The following is a 21942-nucleotide window of genomic DNA, read 5'->3' on the forward strand; positions in this document are numbered from 1 at the left end:
ACCTTGATGAAATGGACATTTGTCCTTTTGATGATTAGCGTTTCCCTTTAATATATGGGATACCGACCGATTTTGGTGCATCGGCACGTCCGACGACACCTGCGAGGGCAAGGATCGTGAGCGCGTACGGCGCAATCAAGAGCAACACTTGTGGTACGTTGCTGATGACCGGCAAGTTACTTCCGATGATTGACAACGCTTGGGCGAAACCGAAGAACAGGCCGGCTCCGAGCGCGCCGAGCGGATTCCATTTCCCGAAGATCATCGCGGCGATGGCCAAGAATCCTTGACCGACAATCGTCGTCCCACTGAAGTTCGTCGTGACGGTGACGGCGTAGACCGCACCGGCGAGTCCGCCGAACGCACCCGAGAGCATGACGCCCATGAAGCGCATTTTCGTGACGTTGATCCCCATCGTGTCAGCCGCCATCGGGTGTTCCCCGACCGAGCGGAGACGTAGACCGAACGGCGTCTTGAAGATGACGAACCAGACGACGAACGCGAGCGCGATGGCGATGAACGACGTGTACTGGACGTTAATGAAGAACATACGGAGTACAGGAATGTCCGAGAGAATCGGCACGTTCTCTTTCGCGATCCGAAATTCGATGAAATCGGTCTGCCCTTTGTTATAGAGGACGCGGACGACAAAGATCGCAAGTCCGATCGCGAGCATGTTGATGGCGACACCGAGTACCGTTTGGTCAGCTCGCCACAGGATGGCCGGAACAGCCAAGAAGAGCGAGAAGAGCGCACCGACGACCATGGCGACCAAGAGCGAGATCCATGGACTGAGACCGCCAAGCCCCATGTTCGTCAACGTAAGCGTCGTGATGATTCCAGTCGCGGCACCGATGACCATGATACCTTCTAAGGCGATGTTGACGACGCCCGAACGTTCACTGAAAATGCCGCCGAGCGCTGCAATGATGAGTGGAGTCGCATAGGCCAACGCGACCGGAACGACGATATAGAGGACTTCTAAGAAGCTCATTTTTTCTCCACCCCTTTCTTACGATTTCCTTTGAATTTGTCGATCACATAGTTGAACGCATAACCCGATGCCACGAAGATGACGATGGCCGCGATAATGACTTTGACGAGTTCAGACGGAATGTTCGCCCCAAGCTGCATCGCGAGTCCGCCGATATTGAGTCCGGCGAACAAGATGGCTGCCAAGACGACACCGACGGCCGTGTTCGCACCGAGAAGCGCGACGGCGATCCCGTCGAAACCGACTCCGGTGAACGAGGCGCTGAGTGTCATGCCGTTGAACGTACCAAGACCTTCCATCGCCCCGGCGAGTCCTGCGAACATACCCGAGATGACGAATGAGAGAATGATGTTCCGGTTGACGCTCATTCCTGCGTATTGCGACGCATGTTTGTTGAAACCGACGGCCCGAAGCTCATAACCGAGCGTCGTCCGTTGCAAGATGTAGTAGTAGACGATGGCCGCGAGCACAGCGATGAGGACACCCCAGTGCAAGCGTGAGAACTGCGTCATTTCTTGGAGCCATGGCGACGCGAGCGATGCCGACTCGTTGATTGACTCGGTCCGTTCGTTCGTCACCCCGATGACACTGCGTAAAATCGCGTTCGTCGTATAGAGCGCGATATAGTTCATCATGATGGATGTGATTACTTCATGGACGTGGAACTTGGCTTTTAAGAAACCAGGCACGAACGCCCAGAGCGCTGCCGCGAACATGGCCGCGAGAAGCGCGAGCGGCAAGTGAATGAACATCGGCAAATCAAAGTTAATTCCGACATAAACAGCTGCCACCCAACCAATCAATACTTGGCCTTCGACACCGATGTTGAACAGGCCGGTCCGGAACGCGAACGCGACGGCTAAACCTGAGAAGATGAGCGGCGCTGCGGCGCGAAGTGTCTCGCCGATCGCATACGGACTGCCGACCATGCCTTCGAACAGCGAAGAGAACCCTCTGATCGGGTCATAACCGCCGATGAGCATGACGATCGCTCCGACGAGTAGTCCCATCAAGATTGACAAGAGCGGGATGAGCAGTCGATTGAATCCTAGCTTATTCATACTGTTTCTTCTCCTCTCTTACCGCCGGCCATCAAGAAGCCGAGTTCTTGCTCCGTCGTCTCTTTCGGATCACGGATCCCGACGATTTTGCCTTCATATAAGACCGCGACTCTGTCCGCCACATGTAAAATCTCTTCGAGCTCGAACGAGATCAACAAGACGGCGCGTCCTTTTTCACGTTCTTTGATGAGCTGTTCATGAATGAACTCGATTGCCCCGACGTCAAGACCCCGTGTCGGTTGTGCCGCAATCAACAAGTCAGGCGACCGGTCGACTTCGCGAGCGATGATGGCTTTCTGCTGGTTTCCACCCGACAAGGCGCGGGCCGGCACATCGACCGATGGAGTTCGGACGTCAAACTTCTCAATCAACGCTTTCGCTTTCTCTGCCACCGCTTTATAGTTCATCAAACCGCGCTTCGAGAACGGCTCTTTATAATACGTTTGGAGGACCATGTTGTCTCGGATTGAATAATCGAGGACGAGTCCGTGCTTATGACGGTCTTGCGGGATGTGGCCGACACCAGACTCTGTTACTTTACGCGGTGTGAACCCGGTCACGTCTTTCCCATTTAGCAATACTTTTCCAGACTCCGGTTTTTTCAAGCCTGAGATGGCTTCAATCAACTCGGTCTGTCCGTTCCCGTCAATCCCGGCAATCCCGAGGATTTCTCCTGAACGAATCTGTAAATCCAAGCCGTCGACGGCTGCGAGCCCACGACTGTCTTTGACGACAAGCTTTTGGACGTCGAGGACGACTTGCTGTGGATCTGCCTTGGAATATTCCGCATCAAAGTTGACTTCACGCCCGACCATCATTTCTGCCAAACGATCTTCATTGACCGTCTCATCGATATCAATCGTACCGATATAACGTCCGCGGCGGATGACCGTACAGCGGTCGGCGACTTGCATGATCTCTTTCAGTTTATGCGTGATCAAGACGATCGATTTACCTTCTTCAATCAGACGCTTCATGATTTGAATGAGTTCTTGAATCTCTTGCGGCGTCAGTACAGCGGTCGGCTCATCAAAAATCAAAATCTCAGCTCCGCGATAGAGCGTCTTCAAAATTTCGACCCGTTGTTGCATGCCGACCGAGATGTCCTCGATTTTCGCATCCGGATCAATCCGAAGACCATACTGTTCCGAGATTTCCATGACTTTTTTACGCGCCGTCGCCCGATCGACCGTCAAACCACTCTTCGGCTCTAATCCGAGGATGATGTTCTCGGTCACCGTGAACTTCTCGACGAGCATGAAGTGTTGGTGTACCATGCCGATCCCGAGTTCGTTGGCGATGTTCGGATTCTCAATGTTCACTTTCTCCCCGCGTACACGAATCTCCCCGCCTTCTGGCTGATAAAGACCGAACAGGACGTTCATGAGCGTCGATTTCCCGGCACCGTTCTCGCCGAGCAACGCATGAATCTCTCCTTTGCGCAATTGGAGGGTGATATTGTCGTTGGCCACGAACGTTCCGAACTCTTTGCGAATATTGAGCATTTCAATTACATATTCCAAGAAAGTCCACCCCTAACTTTAAGTAAAGGGAGACCGCATGGGTCCCCCCTAACTCAATGAATTATTTTACTGTTTTCATGAACTCTTCGAACTCAGCGTCAGTTGCTGGAGCCGTGATGTCTCCGTCGATCAACTGTGTACGGTACTCTTCAACTTTTGAGAGGACGTCAGCTGAGACGTTTTCGCTTGATGTTTCAGCGATTCCTACACCTTCGTCTTTCAATGAGAACTCAACGATTTCGCCTGCTGGGAACTTATCTTCCATCGCAAGTTTTGAAACTTCGTAAGTTGCCGTGTCAACACGTTTTACCATTGAAGTAAGCGTTACGTTCTCTGGGAGACCTTCTTCATACTGGTCACGGTCAACCCCGATTACCCATACATCTTCACCGTTTTTCTTACGGTTTTTCGCTTCTGTGAATACCCCTACACCTGTACCGCCTGCTGCGTGATAGATGATGTCTGAGCCTGCGCCGTACATACCTGAAGCGATGGCTGTTCCTTTTTCAGCTGAGTTGAAGTCTTCAGCATATTTCACGTCGATTGTCGCGTCCGGGTTAACGGCCATGACACCGGCTTTGTATCCGTTCTCGAATTTCTTGATCAAGTCTGACTCAACTCCGCCGATGAAACCGACTTTGTCAGTCGTCGTTGTAAGACCCGCGACGACACCGACAAGGAATGAACCTTCTTGCTCTTTGAACGTGATTGATGCGACGTTCGGTGCATCCACGACCATGTCAACGATGGCGAAGTTGTTGTCTGGGAACTGCTCAGCAACTTTTTGGATGTCTTCGCCCATCAAGAAGCCGATTCCGTAAATCAAGTTGAAATTGTCGCGCGCCAATTGTTGCAAGTTTGGCTGGTAATCTGCTTGTTTTGATGATTGAAGATATTTGAAACCTTCGTTCTCTGTCAAGTTGTTGTCTTCCCCGAACTTTGTGAGACCTTCCCAAGCTGATTGGTTGAACGATTTATCATCGACACCGCCTGTATCAGTTACCATCGCCACTTTGAAGTCGCTACCTTCACCGCCGCCTTCTCCGTTTGAAGCACCTTCATTGTCATCCCCGCCACATGCTGCGAGTACTGTCGAGAGTGTGAGACCTGCTGCTAAAGCTGAGAGAATTGTTTTTTTCTTGTTCATCGTCGTGTTTCCCCTTTCGGATCATAACAATTAAGGTTGTCATGTCATCAGTAGTCTTTACACCGGTATAAGAAAGCGCTTTCACGCTATTCCCCAAAAATAACTGTTTCCGGATAAAACGAACGTGCTTAGACGCGTTTTCGAACGACGTGGAAGTCGAAGCGGTCCGCTCGGAAAAAGTTCGCCGAATCGAGCAACGGTAAATCGCTCTCATCGTAATGCAATTGTTTCAATGCCAGTAACGGTTGGTCCGTTTGAAGTTGCGTCGAAATTTCAGCGTTCACACTCGGTTCGATGTGCGTGATCGCATATGCGACCCGACGTCCTACCTCTGTTTCGAGCGCGTCGAACAACGACTTCCCTTCCGTCAACGCCTTCGGATTCGAGACGAGATGGGCTGGAATTTTATCGACACAGTAGACAACTGGTGTCTCATCCGCATATCGAATCCGGACGATCCGATAAATCGGTGAGTTCGGTTCGATTTTTAAACGCTCGGCTTCTCTCTCGGTTGCTAGAACCTTTTCGGCCACCAACACTTTCGTTCCTGGTGTCATTTTGGCGCGCATGATCATGTCCGTGACACTGAACAGCTCTTCGATCCCAGAAGTAAACGGGGGTTTTGAACTGATAAAAGTCCCGACGCCATGTTTCCGCACGACAAATTTCTCGTCCTCGAGGATACGAAGCGCTTCTCGGAGCGTCGCTCGACTGACTCCTAGTTGCTTCGACAACTCGAATTCTGAAGGAAGTTTCTCTCCTTCACGATAGACACCATCGTCGATATCTTGCTTGATTTTCTCAATCACGCGAAGATAGAGCAAGCGATGATCGAGCTTGATCGACATGGGCCTCACCACCTTTACCTATTTCTTACCAGTGCTCAGACATCTGACGTATGAATGTCCTTGCCAATATTAAGTATAGGGATTCGAGAAATAGAACGCAATACTTTTTGTTCGGAATCAGGGAAATATTTTAAAGTGAAGGGATTCCAAACGCTTCATAGTCTATATTACCTGTTCTGACCTGCTTTGAAAAGAAATCGTAAAATGAAAACGGTATTAAAAAATGAAAGCGGTTCAACAGTTTTAGTAGTATGTCTTAATGCCTCGAATAGGTCAGATGTGCTATATTAGTTCAACTTAACATGACTTTCCCTCGGCATCCCCCATTCACATCAGATTCGTTAAAATAAAACAAAAAACGAACGATAATGACATGCGGTCAATTATCATTCGTTTTTTTGTTTTATGCTTCCGGTTGGTTAATGAGTACTTTCCGCGGTTTGGAGCCCTCTGAAGGTCCGACATAGCCGGCCTGTTCAAGCGAATCGATCAAACGGGCGGCCCGGTTATAACCGATTCGGAATCTTCGTTGAATCATCGAAGTGGACGCCGTCTCTTGCGTCAAGATAAACTGTACGACTTCATCGAACAATGTATCGTCCGAGTCGATTGTCGTGACCTCTTCTTCTTTCGGCATCATCGCCTCGACGTACTGGGCCCGTTGCTGGGCGATGACATGATTGACGACCGTTTCGACTTCTTGGTCCGATACGAACGCACCTTGCACACGAATCGGTTTGTTCATTCCGTTGGCGAGCATGAGCATGTCACCTCGTCCGAGTAGCTTCTCGGCCCCTCCTCCGTCGAGGATGGTCCGTGAATCTGTCTGTGACGAGACAGCGAAAGCGATACGTGACGGGATATTCGCTTTGATGACGCCCGTGATGACATCGACCGATGGACGTTGCGTGGCGAGCACCATATGGATCCCCGCCGCCCGAGCCATCTGGGCAAGACGCATGATGGCGTCCTCGACATCGTTCGAGGCGACCATCATCAAGTCCGCGAGTTCATCGACGATGACGACGATGAACGGCAGACGTTTCGCATCCTCATCGTCCGACTTGTCGACGAGTTCGTTGTATCCTTCGATATTTCGAACGCCGTAACGGCTGAACAACTCATAGCGCCGTTCCATCTCGGCAACGACTTGCTTGAGCGCTTGGGCCGCTTTCTTCGGATCCGTCACGACCGGTGTCAACAAATGCGGAACGCCGTTATAAACATTCAACTCGACCATTTTCGGGTCAATCATCATGAGCCGGACCTCATCGGGTCGTGTGCGCATCAAGAGCGACACAATCATGCCGTTAATGCAGACCGATTTCCCGGACCCGGTCGACCCTGCGACGAGCAAGTGCGGCATTTTATTCAAAGCGATTGTCACCGTTTCCCCACTGATGCTACGCCCGAGAGCGACAAGGAGTGGCGACTGCTCCCGCTTGACCGGATCAGCTTCGAGCACTTCTCGGAGACAGACCGGTGCCACTTCTTGGTTCGGGACTTCAATCCCGATGGCGGCCTTTCCGGGGATTGGCGCCTCGATGCGGATATCTTTCGCGGCGAGCGCGAGGGCAAGGTCATCACTGAGCGAGGTGATGCGGCTCACTTTGACACCGATGTCTGGTTGCAGTTCATACTTTGTCACGGTCGGACCGAGGTGGATTTTCAATACTTTCACCCCGACGCCGAACGATTTCAGCGTTTGGACAAGTTTCGTCGCGTTCGCTTTCAGGCGGGCGTTTTCCCCGGACAGATCGGTCACGACCGGCTCACTGAGAATCGTGAACGTCGGCAACTCATACGTGTCCGATACGTCTTGTGACGCCGTCATCATCATGTCCTCGGTCGGTAGGTCGACCACTTCTTCCGACGGCGCCGCCTCCTCTGTTTTCGGACGTTTCTCGGCGACGACTTTCTCACTGAACCCGACGATTGGAATATCGTGCATCGTCACCGCATCCGCTTCAGGCTCGGCTTCAACCGCGGCCGGTGTCGGGTCGACTTTCGCTGGTCCCGGAACCGTTTTCTTCCGATTTGACACTTGGGCCGGTTTGACCCGTTCCCGGTCGTTCCACTCTTGTTTGATGGCCGTACCCGTCTCAAGCAATCTAGCCCCGAGCGTTCGCCAAATCGTCGGGGATAACAGCGAGATACCGACAATCATACTGAGGGCACCTAAAAAAATAATGCCGAAATCGGAGAGTAAATATTGATTGAGTCGATAGAGCGCCCCGTTGACCGCGCCCCGTTCGGCCCCCCATACGAGATCACCGAACATGAGAAACGAGACGAACAATAACAACATGCCAGTCCGTTGCATCGGCCGAAACTTGTTTAAAAAGACGAGCAACGTGAATGCAATTGCCAAATACGTAACAGCCCCCCAGCCCCCGAACAACGTCGTCGCAAGGAGCGACGTCTGATTGCCGACCCATCCGAAATCGAACAGGGAGAAGATGAACGCCGTGATTGATAAGACGAATGCGATCCAGCCATATGTATGTAGTGGGATGGGCTGGTTTTTCGTACGTCTCGTCGTCGGTCGCTTCCGCTTCACCGGAGTTTTTCTCGTTTTTTGTGCCACCTTAGATTCCTCCTAAAAAAACAAGGCAAAAGTCTGATGACTTTTGCCTCAATCTCAATTCCTTAAATCTCCATGATGATCGGCAAGATCATCGGACGACGTTTCGTCTGCTCGAACAAGTAGACGCTGAGCCGCTCGCGGATATTTGATTTCAACTCGGTCCAATCACTTCCAGCTTGGAGACTCTTCTCGATCTGTTTCGTGACGATGCGGTTCGCTTCTGAGATCATCTCTTCTGATTCACGCATATAGACGAATCCGCGCGAGATGAGTTCAGGTCCTGAAATCAATTTCTTCTGTTTCCGGTTCAACGTGACGACGCAGAGGACGACACCATCTTGTGACAAAAGACGACGGTCACGGAGGACGATATTGCCGACGTCCCCGACACCAATTCCGTCAATCAAAACATTGCCGGCTGGTACTTTTCGAGTCATCCGAGCTTTACGTCCCGTGAACTCCACGACATCCCCTTTTTCGACGATAAAGATGTTGTTCGATTTCACACCGACTTGTTCGGCGAGCTTCGAGTGGGCCATCTGCATCCGGTACTCTCCGTGAATCGGGAGGAAGTACTTCGGTTTGACGAGGTTCAACATGAGCTTGAGCTCTTCGGCCGAACCGTGTCCCGAAACGTGTACTTTCCGTTGGTTATAGATGACGTTCGCACCTGAACGGAAGAGCAGGTCAATCGTCTTCGAGACCGACTTCTCGTTCCCTGGAATCGGTGTCGCCGCGATGACGACCGTATCGTTCAAGCGGATGTTCACTTGTTTATGGGCGTTGCGCGCCATGCGCGTCAAGGCCGCCATCGGCTCACCTTGTGAACCGGTCGTCAAGATGACGACTTTGTTGTCCGGCAAACGATTCACTTGCGAGAGCTCGACGAGTGTCTTCGGCTTAAAGCGTAAGTAGTTCAGCTTTTGAGCCACTTCGACGATGTTGACCATGCTGCGTCCGACGACGGCGACTTTGCGGTCATTCGCTTCGGCTGCCGCGAACACTTGTTGCAGACGATGCACGTTCGAAGCGAATGACGCGACGATGACGCGACCTTCGGCTTGATAGATGACATCATTCAACTCGGCACCGACGAGCGATTCCGAACCAGTTTGACCTGGACGTTCCGCGTTCGTCGAATCCGACAAGAGGCATAGAACGCCGCGTTGACCGATGGCTGCCAACTTGTTAAAGTCTGACTGTTTCCCATCGACCGGTGTGTAGTCAAACTTAAAGTCGCCCGTATGTACGATGGCGCCTTGTGACGTTTGGATACAGACCCCGACACAGTCCGGAATCGAGTGGTTGACGCGGAAGAAAGTGATGAAATGATCAGCGATAGTCAATTTCGTTTTGGCGTCAATCAAACGGAGGTCGACTTCTTTCAATAAGCCAGCCTCTTTCAATTTGAGCTCGATCAAACCGAGCGTCAATTTCGTCCCATATACGGGAACGTGTTTCAAATCACGGAGTACATAGCTGAGTCCACCGATATGGTCTTCGTGACCATGGGTGATGAAAATCGCGCGTACCCGATCTTTATTTTCTTTCAAATACGTAATGTCCGGGATGACGATATCAATCCCGAGCATCTCATCGCCTGGAAACATAAGGCCGGCATCGATGACGAAGATGTCGTCGTCTAGTTCCACGACGTACATGTTCTTCCCGATTTCGCCTACGCCTCCAAGCGCAAAGACGCTAACGTTCTCTGTCTTCTTCTTTGACACTAACAAAAACCTCCTAGATGTTGCATATTCTGTTTCGTCCACTTATCGCTACTGAATATTGTATCGGAAAACTGGTGATATGCCAACATTTCCGTTCAATCGACGAGAGGCTTCATCACATCGGCAAGCGGCATCGTCGCTTTCTCATCCGGACGTTTCCCGGAAGCGAGCTGACGAATCGACAAACCGAAGTCCATTTGTAAGTGTGGGTAATCCGGAAAACTTCTCCAATCCCCGCCCCATTCGAAGCCGAGCGCCTTGCCAAGCTCCCCTAGTTCTTGCCAATCCGGTTCATCCGACCGGTTATGGTCTGACTCCAAATCATAGTCGGCGCGGTTGTTGTGAATGATGACGAAATCGACGGCGAGTCCATAGTTATGATAGCTCTCGCCCGCTTTGGCGTTTGTCACGACTTGACCTGGTTTCGAGCGGCCTTGGGCGTAGAGGGCGTTCTGCTCATCAGCTGAACGATATCCGGACGTCAGGCGAACCTCGAGACCGAGGCACGAATAGGCCAGACGCACGAATGATTCGCTTCGCTCCCGCACATGCGGATGCAGTTTGGCGAACGCCTTCTCGCTCCGCTCGACGATGACATCTTCCGAGCGGGTGTTGCGCTCACACATCCCCGCCTCAAACGTCGGTTCATCGACCCACGGCATCGGCCCCGGACGTGACAACGTGTACGCTAAAAAGATTCCGACTAAAAATGCCGTCATCGCGAACGTCAAAACGCCGGTCCATTTCATCGGCGCAACCGTTTACGGAGTCCTTTGACGAGCGGTAATCCTGTTTCAAGGGCGAAATAGAGCGGACGATTCAAGACGAGATCGAACTCGCCGACCTTCTCGATCATATCGCTGCCCCAACCTGATTTGAACGCATAGAGTCCGGCGTATTCGTCATCAGGCTCTGTGCTGCCCGATACGCCACCAAAATCATAGCGTTCGGCACCGCTCGCCTTGGCCGCTTGCATCATCGTCCATTGCATAAGGTGGTTCGGCATGAATTCACGGAACTCATTCGAGGACGCTCCGTACAAATAATAGGAGCGTCGTCCGGCGAGCGTCAACAGACCACCCGACAAGACGAGTCCGTTCGGGTATTTCTCGTGCAACTCCGTCAGTTCCGGCAATGCTGCTTGAATCTTCTCGATTTGTTCACGCGTCTGTTTTTGGCGGTTCAACAAGCTCGTCCGTTTCTTCTCGATTGTTTCCGTCTCGAGTGATCGTTCAATTTTCCCGAGGTCACGCTCCGCTTTTTCAAGCGTAGCCATCTGTTGGTCGAGCGCGAGCTTCGGTTCAAGTTTCGTCAAGAACAAGCGTGCGTCATCGGGTTGTAGGCAATCGTACAAGTTCTCGAAGTAATCGAGGCCACGGATGGCAAAGCCGTCCCGTTCGCCCGTTACTTTCATCAAGTCGGCGAACGTCTTGAGGCCGTCACGTCCGACTTCGGTGCAGATGATTCCTTTTCGTTCTGCCAAACGCACGTTATAGCGGAACTTGTGATGGAACTTGCCAAAAATCTCTTTCTCGCTCGGACGTAAGTCCGTCTCCATTGTGAACCGAGGCTGGGCGTAATCGAACCCCCCACCATATCCTTTATGGGTAAAGCCGAGGCTCGCCATTTCGGTCAAGAGGCCGGGTACTTCGTCTCGGTCGATATTCGGATCAATTTTTACAGTGATCGCTTTATTCGCTTTGGCGACCCGTTTCGCCTCTTCGGTCAACGCGGTCAACGACGCCACATCGTCATAGTCGACGACGAAACCGCGAGGCGCGTAGCAAAGCGTGAACGGGAGCTTCGGTACCCGTTTAAACAACAGTAACGCGACTCCGCTCGTCACACCGGCTGTGGCGACGGCGATTCGCTCGGCGAACCAACCGTTTTGTCGTTTCACATTGGCCCAACTCGAAAGTTGGAGCAAATCCCCACGGTCATGTGCTTTGACGAATTCGTCATGCTCTTTCTCTGTCAAGGTGATCGGTTGTACTGCCATAAATCAAGATTCCTCCGTCTTCAAAATTGTCGCTCGGACGATCGCTTCTTCATCTAGCGGAATTTTCTCATTGCCAATGATTTGATATTTTTCATGTCCTTTGCCAGCCAAGACGACGATATTATCGGACTCGGCCAATTTGGCTGCATAGCGGACTGCTTCTTCCCGGTCCCCAATTTCAACAAAATTGTCGTGGGTCATCCCGGCAGCGATGCCGCTCGTGATGGAGTCGTATGCTTCGAATCGCGGGTCATCCGTCGTGATGACGACCGTTCCCGCATATTTCGAGGCCATCGCCCCCATCGTCGGTCGCTTCGTGATGTCACGATTTCCGCCTGTCCCGATCAAGAACACAATCTTCTCTTTCGGCACGCCGACGAGCGACTTCAAGCATTGCTCGATGCCGTCGGGCGTGTGGGCATAATCCGCATAGACGTTATAGCCCGGTACATCGAGGCGTTGCATCCGCCCTTTGGCCGGATGGATCGCTTCGAGTGCCTGGACGATTTCGGGCAAGCGATAGCCTGCCGCGAGCAGGCAACCGGTCGCGAGCAAGATGTTATATACGTTGAAGCGGCCGATGAATTGGACCGTCAACGGATGGCGTTCGCCTTGATAGTTGAGGCAAAAGCTCGTCTCTGACAGCGTCTGAACGATATCTGATGCCGTCACGTCTGCCATCGCGTCAATCGCATATGTGATCACTCGCGCCCCTGTCATCGTCTCATACAGCTTGCTGTATGGGTCGTCCGCGTTCAACACGGCGACTTTGTGACGTGACGCCATCTGTCCGAGCTGTGCGAATAACAAGCCTTTCGCACGTGCATAGTTCTCGAACGTGCCGTGAAAATCAAGGTGATCGTGCGTCAAGTTCGTGAATCCGACGATATCAAAGTCCGTTCCGATGACGCGGCCGAGTTCGAGTCCGTGCGATGAGACTTCCATCATCACATCGGTCACCCCTTCTGCGTGCATCCGGGCGAGCAACTGTTGGAGCTCTGAACTTTGCGGCGTCGTGTTTTTACTTGGGACGACCGTATCGTTAATGCGAACCTCGACCGTGCCAATCAAGCCGGTACTATGTCCGAGTTCTGTAAGTACGTCACGTAAAATGGTTGTCGTCGTCGTCTTGCCGTTCGTTCCCGTGATCCCGAACAGACGCATCTGCTCAGACGGATATTGATAGAACGCAGACGCCAATAAACCGACCGTACGCGTGCTGTCGCGCACGATCAAGTTCGGCACACTCAAAGAGAGCGGCCGTTCACTGACGACGGCGACAGCGCCTTTGCTGACCGCTAGATCGGCGTAGTCATGACCGTCGACCGTATAGCCTTTGATGGCGACGAAGAGCGTCCCAGGGACGACTTCACGCGAGTCGGTCGTCACATGGGTCACTGTGATGCCTTGTAAGTTTGGTTGATTAATCAATTGTATGTGGTTAGCTAAATCCGTTAAGTTCAAGTCTTTCCCTTCTTTCACCTGTTCCTGTCCAAAGTAAAGAATACCTCTTAATCAGTGTAGAGAACTTACAATTCGGTTTCAAGTCAGTCTTCGGACGGAAGGACATATGATTTGGCAGGGACGTGGCCGAGTACCTCATTGATGAGGGCGTTGACGTCACGCGTTTCAATGCGATCGACTTTGTCGAGCACTTCGTTCAAGTCCTCGACTTCATCGAGCAGAACGAGATTTCGTCCGTTACGGTTCATCCGTGCACTCGTGCTCTCGTTTCCGAGGACGAGCGACCCTTTCAATTGCCGTTTACCTTTCTCGACCTCTTCGTCAGACAATCCATCCGCTTTCAACGTCTCGAGCTCACGCGTCATGATCGTCTCGACTTGAGCGAGTGTTTCCGGCGATGTCCCGATATAGATTGTGAACGTCCCGTGGTCGTCGAACGTCGTATAGTACGAGTAAATCGAGTAGGCGAGGCCTTCCTCTTCTCGAATCGACTGGAACAGTCGTGACGACATCGTCGCCCCGATGGCATTGTTCAACAAAGCTAAATGCGGCAGTCGGTCGTCTTTGGCGGCAATCGCCTCGAAGTTCCAGCACAGATGTGCTTGCTCTGTCTCTTTCTGTTTTTTCACCACGTCGCTATACAAGATCGGTGTCGTCGATTCTTTCGGTGATTCCCCTGATGGGAGGTCGGCAAACCTTCTCGTGACCACCTCAATCAATTCATCGGTCACATGGCCGGCAATCGAAACGACGACGCGGTTACCCGTATACGTCGAGGCGACGTACCGGAGCAATTGGTCCCGGGATAACCCGAGGACGCTCGCTTCCGTCCCGAGAATCGGTTCGGCGAGGATATCGTCTTTATAGACGGCTTTCGCGAGCAGTTCGTGGACGAGGTCTTCCGGCGTGTCCTCATACATTTTAATCTCTTCTAAGACGACCCGTTTCTCTTTCTCGAGTTCCGCCTCGTCAAATAACGAATCGAACAGCATGTCGGCGAGCGCATCGAATGCGACGACCGCATGCTCGTCAAGCGTCTTTACGTAATAGCACGTGTGGTCTTTCGACGTGAACGCGTTGACGCTACCGCCAAGTTCATCGAAGAACGAAGCGATTTCTTTTGCCGTTCTCGTTTTCGTTCCTTTGAACAACATATGTTCAATCAAGTGACTGATCCCAATCTCGGTCACGTCTTCCGTTCGCGTCCCAGCTTTGATGAAGACACCGGTCGATGTGCTACGCACATCCGCCATCGGTTCGATCACGATGCGGACGCCGTTATCTAATGTGATCCATTCCATGTTATCACTCCTATGAAAAAGGCCATCGCACCAGACGATGGCCATCATGATTAGTTTGTCGAGCGTGGCGGACGGCGATCTCCGTCACGACGCGGCGGACGGCTGTCACGTGGTGGACGGCTTTCGCGCTGCGCTTTACGTTTTGCTTCGTATGCTTCGCGTTCTTCCGGTGACAATCCTTCAAGGATGAGCACTTTGTGCGAGGCATTGACTCGGCCTTTGTCGTCAATCTCCGTCACACGGACTTTGATTGTATCGCCGAGTTTGACGACGTCTTCCACGTTCGCGACACGCTCTAAGCTGAACTCAGAGACGTGGACGAGCGCGTCTTTCCCTTTGAACAATTCGACGAACGCGCCGAACTTCTCGATGCGGCGGACCGTTGCATCGAACTCTTCGCCGACGACGACTTCACGGACGATGTCGCCGATGAGGGCCATCGCCATGTCGATACCGTCTTGATCGGTCGACGCGATGAAGACCGTCCCGTCTTGCTCGATATCGATTTTGACGCCCGTTTGGTCGATGATGCTGTTGATCATCTTCCCGCCCGGTCCGATCACATCGCGGATCTTATCCGGATTGATCGTCATCGTCACGATTTTCGGTGCATACTGCGACAACTGTGGACGTGGTGCGTCGAGCGTCTCAAGCATATGGTTCAAGATGTGGAGACGGCCTGAACGAGCTTGTTCGAGTGCCTCTTCCAAAATCTCACGCGTGATTCCGGCAATTTTGATATCCATTTGGAGCGCCGTGATCCCGTCTTTCGTTCCTGCTACTTTGAAGTCCATGTCGCCGAGATGATCTTCGAGACCTTGGATGTCCGTGAGGACCGTGTAATGTTCGCCTTCCATGATGAGACCCATCGCAATCCCGGCAACCGGCGCCTTGATCGGCACACCTGCGTCCATGAGAGCGAGTGTCGATCCACAGATTGACGCCTGCGAACTTGAACCGTTCGACTCGAGTACTTCCGAGACGAGACGGATCGTGTACGGGAAGTCCGCTTCTTTCGGGATGATTGGCAAAAGTGCACGTTCTCCTAGGGCACCATGACCGATTTCACGACGTCCTGGCGCACGCACCGGACGAGCTTCCCCGACCGAGAACGGCGGGAAGTTGTAATGGTGCATGAAGCGCTTGTTCTCTTCGAGACCGATGCCGTCGATGATTTGCGCATCGCCGATGACGCCGAGTGTCGCGACCGACATGACTTGTGTTTGTCCACGTGTGAACAAGCCAACGCCGTGGGCGCGTGGCAATAAGCCCGTTTCCGACGCGAGTGGACGGATGACTTCCGGACGACGACCGTCAGGACGAACTTTGTCGACCGTGATCAAGCGGCGGACTTCGTCTTTGACGAACTTGTTCAAGATGCCAGACACTTCTTTCAACTTGGCTGGTTCGTCAGCAAGTGTTTCTTCATATGCAGCTACGTATTTCGCAATCACTTCGTTGATGGCTTCGTCGCGTGCATGCTTCTCTTCGACTTGAACTGCGGCGTTGATTTCTGGACGAGCTGCTTCGAGCTCAGCCGTCAAAGCGTCATCAAACTTCGATACCGTGTATTCGAACTTCGGTTTCCCGACAGCTTCCACGATTTCCGTTTGGAAAGCGACCAATTTCTTGATTTCTTCATGACCGAACAAGATCGACTCGAGCATGACGTCTTCCGGTACTTCATTTGCACCTGCTTCAACCATGTTGATCGCAGTTGCCGTTCCGGCGACTTGGAGTTCGAGGTCTGTCTGTTCGAGCTGAGCCGTCGTCGGGTTGACGACGAACTCACTGTTGACGCGTCCGACTGTCGCTCCGGCGATCGGGCCATCGAACGGGATGTCTGAAATCGAGAGCGCGATTGACGTTCCGAGCATGCCGGCCATTTCAGCTGGGCAGTCCGGGTCGTTCGACATGACGTAAATCATGACTTGGATATCGTGACGGAATCCGTCTGGGAAGAGCGGACGGATTGGACGGTCGATGAGGCGCGATGTCAAAATCGCGTTCTCCCCAGGACGTCCTTCTCGACGGAGGAAACCTCCTGGGATTTTACCGACCGAGTATAATTTTTCTTCATAGTTGACCGTGAGCGGGAAGAAATCTAAATCCTTCGGCGCTTTCGATGCTGTGACCGTGGCGAGCACGACCGTGTCCCCATAACGGACGAGTGCCGAGCCGTTTGCTTGTTTCGCAAGTTGGCCGACTTCTACAGACAGCGGACGACCGCCCCATTCTGTAGAAAATACTTGTTTCGTACCTAACATGAACATTCTCCTCTCAAACCTTATCTAGTTTATTATGTAACTCATTCATATGAATGTCTAATGATTTTCCTTTTAAAAAAGAAGAAACGGACTAGGAACAAGTGTCCCAGCCCGTCACATGGTCCGTTCGGATTAACGACGGAGACCAAGGCGTTGAATCAATTCACGGTAACGTGTAACGTCCTTGTTACGAAGGTACGTAAGCAAGTTACGGCGACGTCCAACCATTTTCAAAAGACCGCGACGTGAGTGGTGGTCTTTCTTGTGTGTACGAAGATGATCGTTTAAAGTGTTGATTTGTTCAGTCAATACTGCAACTTGAACTTCCGGTGAACCAGTGTCACCTTGTTTTGTCGCGTATTCCGCGATGATTTCGTTCTTACGTTCTTTTGAGAGTGCCATTGCCTCTCCACCTCCATTTAATAGAAAATTGCCGCGTTGCCGAGCCGACGTTGGTGAATCGATCAGCCAAGCGAAACGGTGTACTTTGCGTACCAAAATAGGATACCGTACCACCCATCCAAAGTCAAGACAGGATTGCCCGAGCGGCCGTCTCATCTTGTTTGAGTTGGGCGATGAGCGCGTCGAGTCCGTCGAACGCTCGCTCGTCACGCAAATAATTCATCCATTCAATCTCAATCAGTTGCCCGTACAAGTCTTCTGAGAAATCGAACAAATGGCTCTCGATCGATACGTCACCAGTCGCATAAAACGTCGGGCGTCGTCCGACGTTCGTCATCGCGTCGAACGTCCGGCCATCTTGAAGCCGTACACGCGTCGCGTAGACGCCTAGACGCGGCATGACATACGAGGCGTCCATGACAACGTTCGCCGTCGGATAACCAATTGTTCGACCACGGGCGTCACCGTGGATGACTTCCCCACAGATGACGTACGGCGTACCGAGCAGTTCGCTCGCCACATCGACGTCTCCGGCACCGAGCAATTGACGAATCCGCGTCGACGATACTTTTTCGCCGCCGCTCGTCTGTTCGGCGACGACCGAGGTCGTGAAGCGACCGCGCGCATGATACGGCAGCGTCTCCATCGTCCCTTCGCCGAACTTGCCGTAAGAATAGTCGAATCCTGCCGTCACGTGGACCGCGCCCGCGCCGATTAAATAGTCATCCACGAACTGTTGTGGCGACAGGCTCGCCAACTCTTTTGTGAACGTGATGACGATGCAGCGTTCGACACCGAGCGCCGCAATCCGGTTCAATTTCCGCTGGAGCGGTGTGATATAGCGGACCGCATCCGGTTTGTTCGACAACACTTGTTTCGGGTGCGGGTCGAACGTGATGACGGTCACGGGGACGACTAGCTGTTTCGCTTGCGCCTGCGCATGCCGAATCACCGCTTGATGGCCGGAGTGGACGCCGTCGAAAAATCCGAGCACCATGACCGAAGGGACGAGGTCCGGTGTCTCAGGATAAGTCAGATGTATCGTTTCCATACTTCATTTCCCCCTTAGTCGATGGTCAACATGACCTCGACAGTTGCATCAGTTGTTCCGTCAAGCCGTCGATAGAGGGCAAGTGGAATTCCTTCTTCATTATAGACAGTAAACAGTTCAAATTCGAGCGAGACGTCGTTCAAACGACCTCCGTTTCGAATATACCGTTCCCGATTGGCTGGAATCGTCATCGCTGGCCAGCGTTTGATCACGTCTTCGAGCGGGATGAGATGGCTCATGCGCTCCTCGACCGTCTCCATCTCACCAAGTTGGCGCAACGTGACAGCATCCGTCTCCTCGAACGAACCGGAACGGGTCCGACGAAGGTCGCTCATATGAGCCGGGTAACCCAGTCGCTCCCCGATTTGAACGGCGAGCGTGCGGATGAATGTCCCTTTCCCGCATTCGACATCGATTCGGAAACGGCAGACCCCGTCTTCGATGATGGGGTCGGTCGTGCGGACGAGGCGATGAATCTCGACGATGCGGCGCGGCCGCTCGACTGTTTGACCTTTGCGGGCATACTCATACAATTTCTTCCCATTCACTTTGACAGCAGAGAAGTAAGGCGGGATTTGCTCGATTTTTCCTGTCAACGTCTCGAGGACACGATCGATGTCCGCAGCAGTGAACGCTTCCGGACCGACTTCGCGCGTCTCAACGACCTCGCCATAGGCGTCCTCGGTCATCGTCGCCGTCCCGATTGTAATCTCGGCAGCGTAACGTTTCCCTTCATCGGTCAAAAAACGCGACAGTTTTGTCGCCCGTCCGAGGCAGATTGGCAACACACCGGTCACTTCCGGGTCGAGCGTGCCCGTATGCCCAACTTTTTTCGTTTGGAACAGTTTGCGGAGCTTGAACACACAATCGTGGCTCGTCATGCCGCTGTCTTTATCTAAAATCAATACACCTGTAGGTTCCACTTGAATTCCTCCCATCAAAAAAGGGGAGACACGAGTCCCCCCTTCAATTTATTGGTCGTTCCGATTTAAGTCACGAATCAATGAATCGATATGGCTACCATATGCGACCGATGAATCGTATTCGAACGACAATTCTGGCGTTTTGCGAAGACGAATGCGGCTGCCGATTTCGCGGCGAATGAACGCACTCGCTTTATCAAGACCTGCCTGCGTCTCAGCCTTCACGTCGGCGTCGTCTCCGAGCACCGTGTAGTAGGCCGTCGCTTGCTGCAAATCTCCCGTCACATCAACGCTCGTGATTGTAGCGTTCTTCGTACGTGGGTCGTTGACTTCACGGAGCAAGATATCTGTGATCTCTTTACGCATCTGCTCTGCGACGCGTTGGGCACGAATGTTCATACGTGTTCCCTCCTCGCTTTATTTACGTTCGACTTCTTTCATGATGAACGCCTCGATGACGTCCTCCACTTTGATGTCGTCGAACTTCTCTACTTTAATCCCACACTCGTAGCCTGTCGCGACTTCTTTGACGTCGTCTTTGAAGCGGCGGAGCGTATCGAGTTTTCCTTCGTATACAACAATCCCGTTACGGATGATGCGGACGCCGGCGTCGCGTGAGATTTTACCTTCTGTGACGTAACAGCCGGCAATCGTACCGACTTTCGAGACTTTGAAGACGTCACGGACTTCAACTTGTCCTGTGATTTCTTCAACGAACTCAGGGTCGAGCATCCCTTTCATCGCGCTTTCGATTTCATCGATTGCGTTATAGATGATGCGGTGCAGACGCATTTCAACATGCTCTTGCTCGGCCATCGACCGGGCGTTACCGTCTGGGCGGACGTTGAATCCGATGATGATCGCATTTGCCGCCGAAGCGAGAATGACGTCACCTTCTGTGATGGCACCGACACCTTGGTGAACGATGTTGATTTTAACGCCTGCGACGTCGATTTTACGGAGTGAACCAGCGAGTGCTTCAGCCGAACCTTGAACGTCTGCTTTGATGATGACGTTCAAATCTTTGACTTCGCCTTCTTGAATGCGGCTGAACAAGTCGTCGAGACTAACTTTCGCCGATTCGCGACGCTGTGATTCGAGGTAACGTTGGTAACGTTTTTCTCCGATCGCACGTGCTTTCTTCTCATCTTCAAACACGATGAACTGGTCACCGGCTTGTGGGACATCGTTCAATCCTGTAATCTCGATTGGCGTCGATGGACCAACTTCTTTCACACGACGACCGATATCGTTGACCATGGCCCGGACGCGTCCGAACGTGCTACCGACGACGATCGAGTCACCGATCCGGAGTGTCCCGTGTTGAACGAGAAGCGTAGCGACAGGACCGCGACCTTTGTCGAGCTTCGCTTCGATAACCGAACCGCGAGCTGGCATTTCAGGCGTCGACTTGTACTCTTCGACTTCCGAAACGAGTAAGATCATCTCGAGCAATTCATCGATCCCCTCGTCTTTCAAAGCTGAGATTGGCACGAAGATTGTCTCGCCGCCCCACTCTTCCGGTACAAGACCGAACTCTGTCAATTCTTGTTTGACGCGGTCAGGGTTTGCGCCCTCTTTATCCATTTTGTTCACAGCGACGATAATCGGCACGTTTGCCGCTTTCGCGTGTGAGATGGCTTCTTCTGTCTGTGGCATGACGCCGTCATCCGCTGCGACAACGATAATCGCGATATCCGTCACTTCGGCTCCACGTGCACGCATCGTCGTAAAGGCGGCGTGACCTGGTGTGTCGAGGAACGTGATCTTTTTATCGTTGACTTCAACTTGATAAGCACCGATGTGCTGCGTGATCCCGCCGGCTTCACCAGCAACGACTTTCGTGTTGCGGATCGAGTCAAGAAGTGTTGTCTTACCATGGTCGACGTGACCCATGATGGTGACGACAGCTGGACGCTCAACAAGCTCATACGGAGAGAAGTCGATTTCTACTTCTTCAAAGTCTGTCTCGTCGATGAGGACTTCTTTCTCGACTTCGTAACCGAATTCAGTTGCAAGCAACTCAATCGTCTCGTCATCAAGCGTTTGGTTGATTGTCGCCATGACACCAAGACCCATCAACTTCATGATGATCTCGTTTGGCTTTTTATCCATCTTCGCAGCGAGGTCCGATACGCTGAGGACATCATCGTACTTGATGACGTTGCCCATTTCAGACTCTTGCGCTAAACGAGCTGCTTTACGCTGACTCGTTTTCGAATTTGGATCCGCTTCTAATGGCACGGCTGCTTTCGCAGGCTTGCCTTTGAATTTACCACCGCGCTTTTTGTTGCGGTTGTCGTTGCGGTTGTTACCGAAGCGGTTGCCACCACGGTTGCCCGCTTGGTTGCTTTGACCGCTAGACGCTTGTGGGCGAGCTTTCGGTGCTTCTTGCTTGGCAGCAGGTTTCGACTCGGCAGCCTTCGTTTCAGCTGGTTTCGTGGCAGCTGGTTTTTCTTGTTTGTCAGCCGAACGGTATTTCTCAGGATTGAAGACACGGTCGAGTTGCTTGACCGATTCCTCATCTAAGACAGCCATGTGGTTTTTCACTGGCTTGTTCATTTTCTCGAGTTGAGTAATGACTTGTTTACTTGTTACATTCTGTTCTTTTGCAAATTCATAGACGCGTTTTCCCAAAGCATCCA

17 protein-coding genes are annotated in these 21942 nt (G+C 52.3%); all 17 read right to left on the bottom strand.

Going from position 1 to position 21942, the window contains the following annotated elements:
• Window positions 1-34: 34 nt before the first annotated feature.
• The gene (locus tag EVJ34_RS01710) at window positions 35-994 is read right to left on the bottom strand and encodes an ABC transporter permease (protein ID WP_131434013.1); all 960 of its coding nucleotides are present in this window, start codon (window positions 992-994) and stop codon (window positions 35-37) included.
• A complete protein-coding gene (locus EVJ34_RS01715; protein WP_131434010.1) occupies window positions 991-2055 on the bottom strand; it encodes an ABC transporter permease in 1065 nt (354 codons plus the stop codon). The genes EVJ34_RS01710 and EVJ34_RS01715 overlap by 4 nt, the downstream gene beginning before the upstream one ends.
• A complete protein-coding gene (locus tag EVJ34_RS01720; protein WP_131434008.1) occupies window positions 2052-3578 on the bottom strand; it encodes an ABC transporter ATP-binding protein in 1527 nt (508 codons plus the stop codon). The genes EVJ34_RS01715 and EVJ34_RS01720 overlap by 4 nt, the downstream gene beginning before the upstream one ends.
• A gap of 61 nt (window positions 3579-3639) precedes the next feature.
• Window positions 3640-4725 carry a BMP family lipoprotein gene (locus EVJ34_RS01725; protein ID WP_131434006.1) on the bottom strand — a complete coding sequence of 362 codons (1086 nt, stop codon included), beginning with the start codon at window positions 4723-4725 and terminating at the stop codon, window positions 3640-3642.
• 128 nt (window positions 4726-4853) lie between these two features.
• Window positions 4854-5573, bottom strand: coding sequence for a GntR family transcriptional regulator (locus EVJ34_RS01730; RefSeq protein WP_131434004.1), 720 nt, complete (start codon window positions 5571-5573; stop codon window positions 4854-4856).
• 403 nt (window positions 5574-5976) lie between these two features.
• A complete protein-coding gene (locus tag EVJ34_RS01735; RefSeq protein ID WP_131484551.1) occupies window positions 5977-8160 on the bottom strand; it encodes a DNA translocase FtsK in 2184 nt (727 codons plus the stop codon).
• A gap of 62 nt (window positions 8161-8222) precedes the next feature.
• Complete coding sequence (locus EVJ34_RS01740; RefSeq protein WP_131434000.1) at window positions 8223-9890, bottom strand: ribonuclease J; 1668 nt, start codon at window positions 9888-9890, stop codon at window positions 8223-8225.
• Window positions 9891-9985: 95 nt separating this feature from the next.
• On the bottom strand, window positions 9986-10639 hold the full coding sequence (locus EVJ34_RS01745) for a M15 family metallopeptidase (protein ID WP_131433998.1): 654 nt from the start codon (window positions 10637-10639) through the stop codon (window positions 9986-9988).
• Window positions 10636-11889 carry a lipid II:glycine glycyltransferase FemX gene (locus EVJ34_RS01750; protein WP_131484552.1) on the bottom strand — a complete coding sequence of 418 codons (1254 nt, stop codon included), beginning with the start codon at window positions 11887-11889 and terminating at the stop codon, window positions 10636-10638. Before EVJ34_RS01750 ends, EVJ34_RS01745 begins: the two co-directional genes overlap by 4 nt.
• A gap of 3 nt (window positions 11890-11892) precedes the next feature.
• Window positions 11893-13353, bottom strand: a complete 1461-nt coding sequence (locus EVJ34_RS01755) for a UDP-N-acetylmuramoyl-L-alanyl-D-glutamate--2,6-diaminopimelate ligase (protein WP_236634504.1) — start codon at window positions 13351-13353, stop codon at window positions 11893-11895.
• Between the two features lie 83 nt (window positions 13354-13436).
• Entirely contained in the window at window positions 13437-14654 is a 1218-nt protein-coding gene (locus EVJ34_RS01760; protein WP_131484553.1) for a M16 family metallopeptidase, read from the bottom strand.
• A gap of 50 nt (window positions 14655-14704) precedes the next feature.
• Entirely contained in the window at window positions 14705-16921 is a 2217-nt protein-coding gene (gene pnp, locus EVJ34_RS01765) for a polyribonucleotide nucleotidyltransferase (protein ID WP_131484554.1), read from the bottom strand.
• A gap of 132 nt (window positions 16922-17053) precedes the next feature.
• Complete coding sequence (rpsO, locus tag EVJ34_RS01770; protein ID WP_015881433.1) at window positions 17054-17323, bottom strand: 30S ribosomal protein S15; 270 nt, start codon at window positions 17321-17323, stop codon at window positions 17054-17056.
• 124 nt (window positions 17324-17447) lie between these two features.
• Window positions 17448-18374 (bottom strand): bifunctional riboflavin kinase/FAD synthetase, encoded by a 927-nt coding sequence (locus EVJ34_RS01775; protein WP_131484555.1) that lies wholly within the window; start codon window positions 18372-18374, stop codon window positions 17448-17450.
• Between the two features lie 14 nt (window positions 18375-18388).
• Window positions 18389-19297 carry a tRNA pseudouridine(55) synthase TruB gene (gene truB / locus EVJ34_RS01780; RefSeq protein WP_131484556.1) on the bottom strand — a complete coding sequence of 303 codons (909 nt, stop codon included), beginning with the start codon at window positions 19295-19297 and terminating at the stop codon, window positions 18389-18391.
• A gap of 48 nt (window positions 19298-19345) precedes the next feature.
• On the bottom strand, window positions 19346-19696 hold the full coding sequence (rbfA, locus tag EVJ34_RS01785) for a 30S ribosome-binding factor RbfA (protein ID WP_131484557.1): 351 nt from the start codon (window positions 19694-19696) through the stop codon (window positions 19346-19348).
• An 18-nt stretch (window positions 19697-19714) separates the two neighbouring features.
• Window positions 19715-21934 carry a translation initiation factor IF-2 gene (gene infB / locus EVJ34_RS01790; RefSeq protein ID WP_131433984.1) on the bottom strand — a complete coding sequence of 740 codons (2220 nt, stop codon included), beginning with the start codon at window positions 21932-21934 and terminating at the stop codon, window positions 19715-19717.
• Between the last annotated feature and the right edge of the window lie 8 nt (window positions 21935-21942).

It is taken from the genome of Exiguobacterium sp. SL-9, assembly GCF_004336985.1.
GTDB lineage: Bacteria > Bacillota > Bacilli > Exiguobacteriales > Exiguobacteriaceae > Exiguobacterium.

Bases quoted from the DNA above. Each gene is read 5' to 3' on its own strand.
- EVJ34_RS01710 (WP_131434013.1), bottom strand. From the start codon at position 994: ATGAGCTTCTTAGAAGTCCTCTATATCGTCGTTCCGGTCGCGTTGGCC.
- EVJ34_RS01750 (WP_131484552.1), bottom strand. From the start codon at position 11,889: ATGGCAGTACAACCGATCACCTTGACAGAGAAAGAGCATGACGAATTC.
- EVJ34_RS01775 (WP_131484555.1), bottom strand. From the start codon at position 18,374: ATGGAAACGATACATCTGACTTATCCTGAGACACCGGACCTCGTCCCT.
- EVJ34_RS01715 (WP_131434010.1), bottom strand. From the start codon at position 2,055: ATGAATAAGCTAGGATTCAATCGACTGCTCATCCCGCTCTTGTCAATC.
- EVJ34_RS01725 (WP_131434006.1), bottom strand. From the start codon at position 4,725: ATGAACAAGAAAAAAACAATTCTCTCAGCTTTAGCAGCAGGTCTCACA.
- rpsO (WP_015881433.1), bottom strand. From the start codon at position 17,323: ATGGCACTCTCAAAAGAACGTAAGAACGAAATCATCGCGGAATACGCG.
- pnp (WP_131484554.1), bottom strand. From the start codon at position 16,921: ATGTTAGGTACGAAACAAGTATTTTCTACAGAATGGGGCGGTCGTCCG.
- EVJ34_RS01730 (WP_131434004.1), bottom strand. From the start codon at position 5,573: ATGTCGATCAAGCTCGATCATCGCTTGCTCTATCTTCGCGTGATTGAG.
- EVJ34_RS01760 (WP_131484553.1), bottom strand. From the start codon at position 14,654: ATGGAATGGATCACATTAGATAACGGCGTCCGCATCGTGATCGAACCG.
- EVJ34_RS01745 (WP_131433998.1), bottom strand. From the start codon at position 10,639: ATGAAATGGACCGGCGTTTTGACGTTCGCGATGACGGCATTTTTAGTC.
- rbfA (WP_131484557.1), bottom strand. From the start codon at position 19,696: ATGAACATTCGTGCCCAACGCGTCGCAGAGCAGATGCGTAAAGAGATC.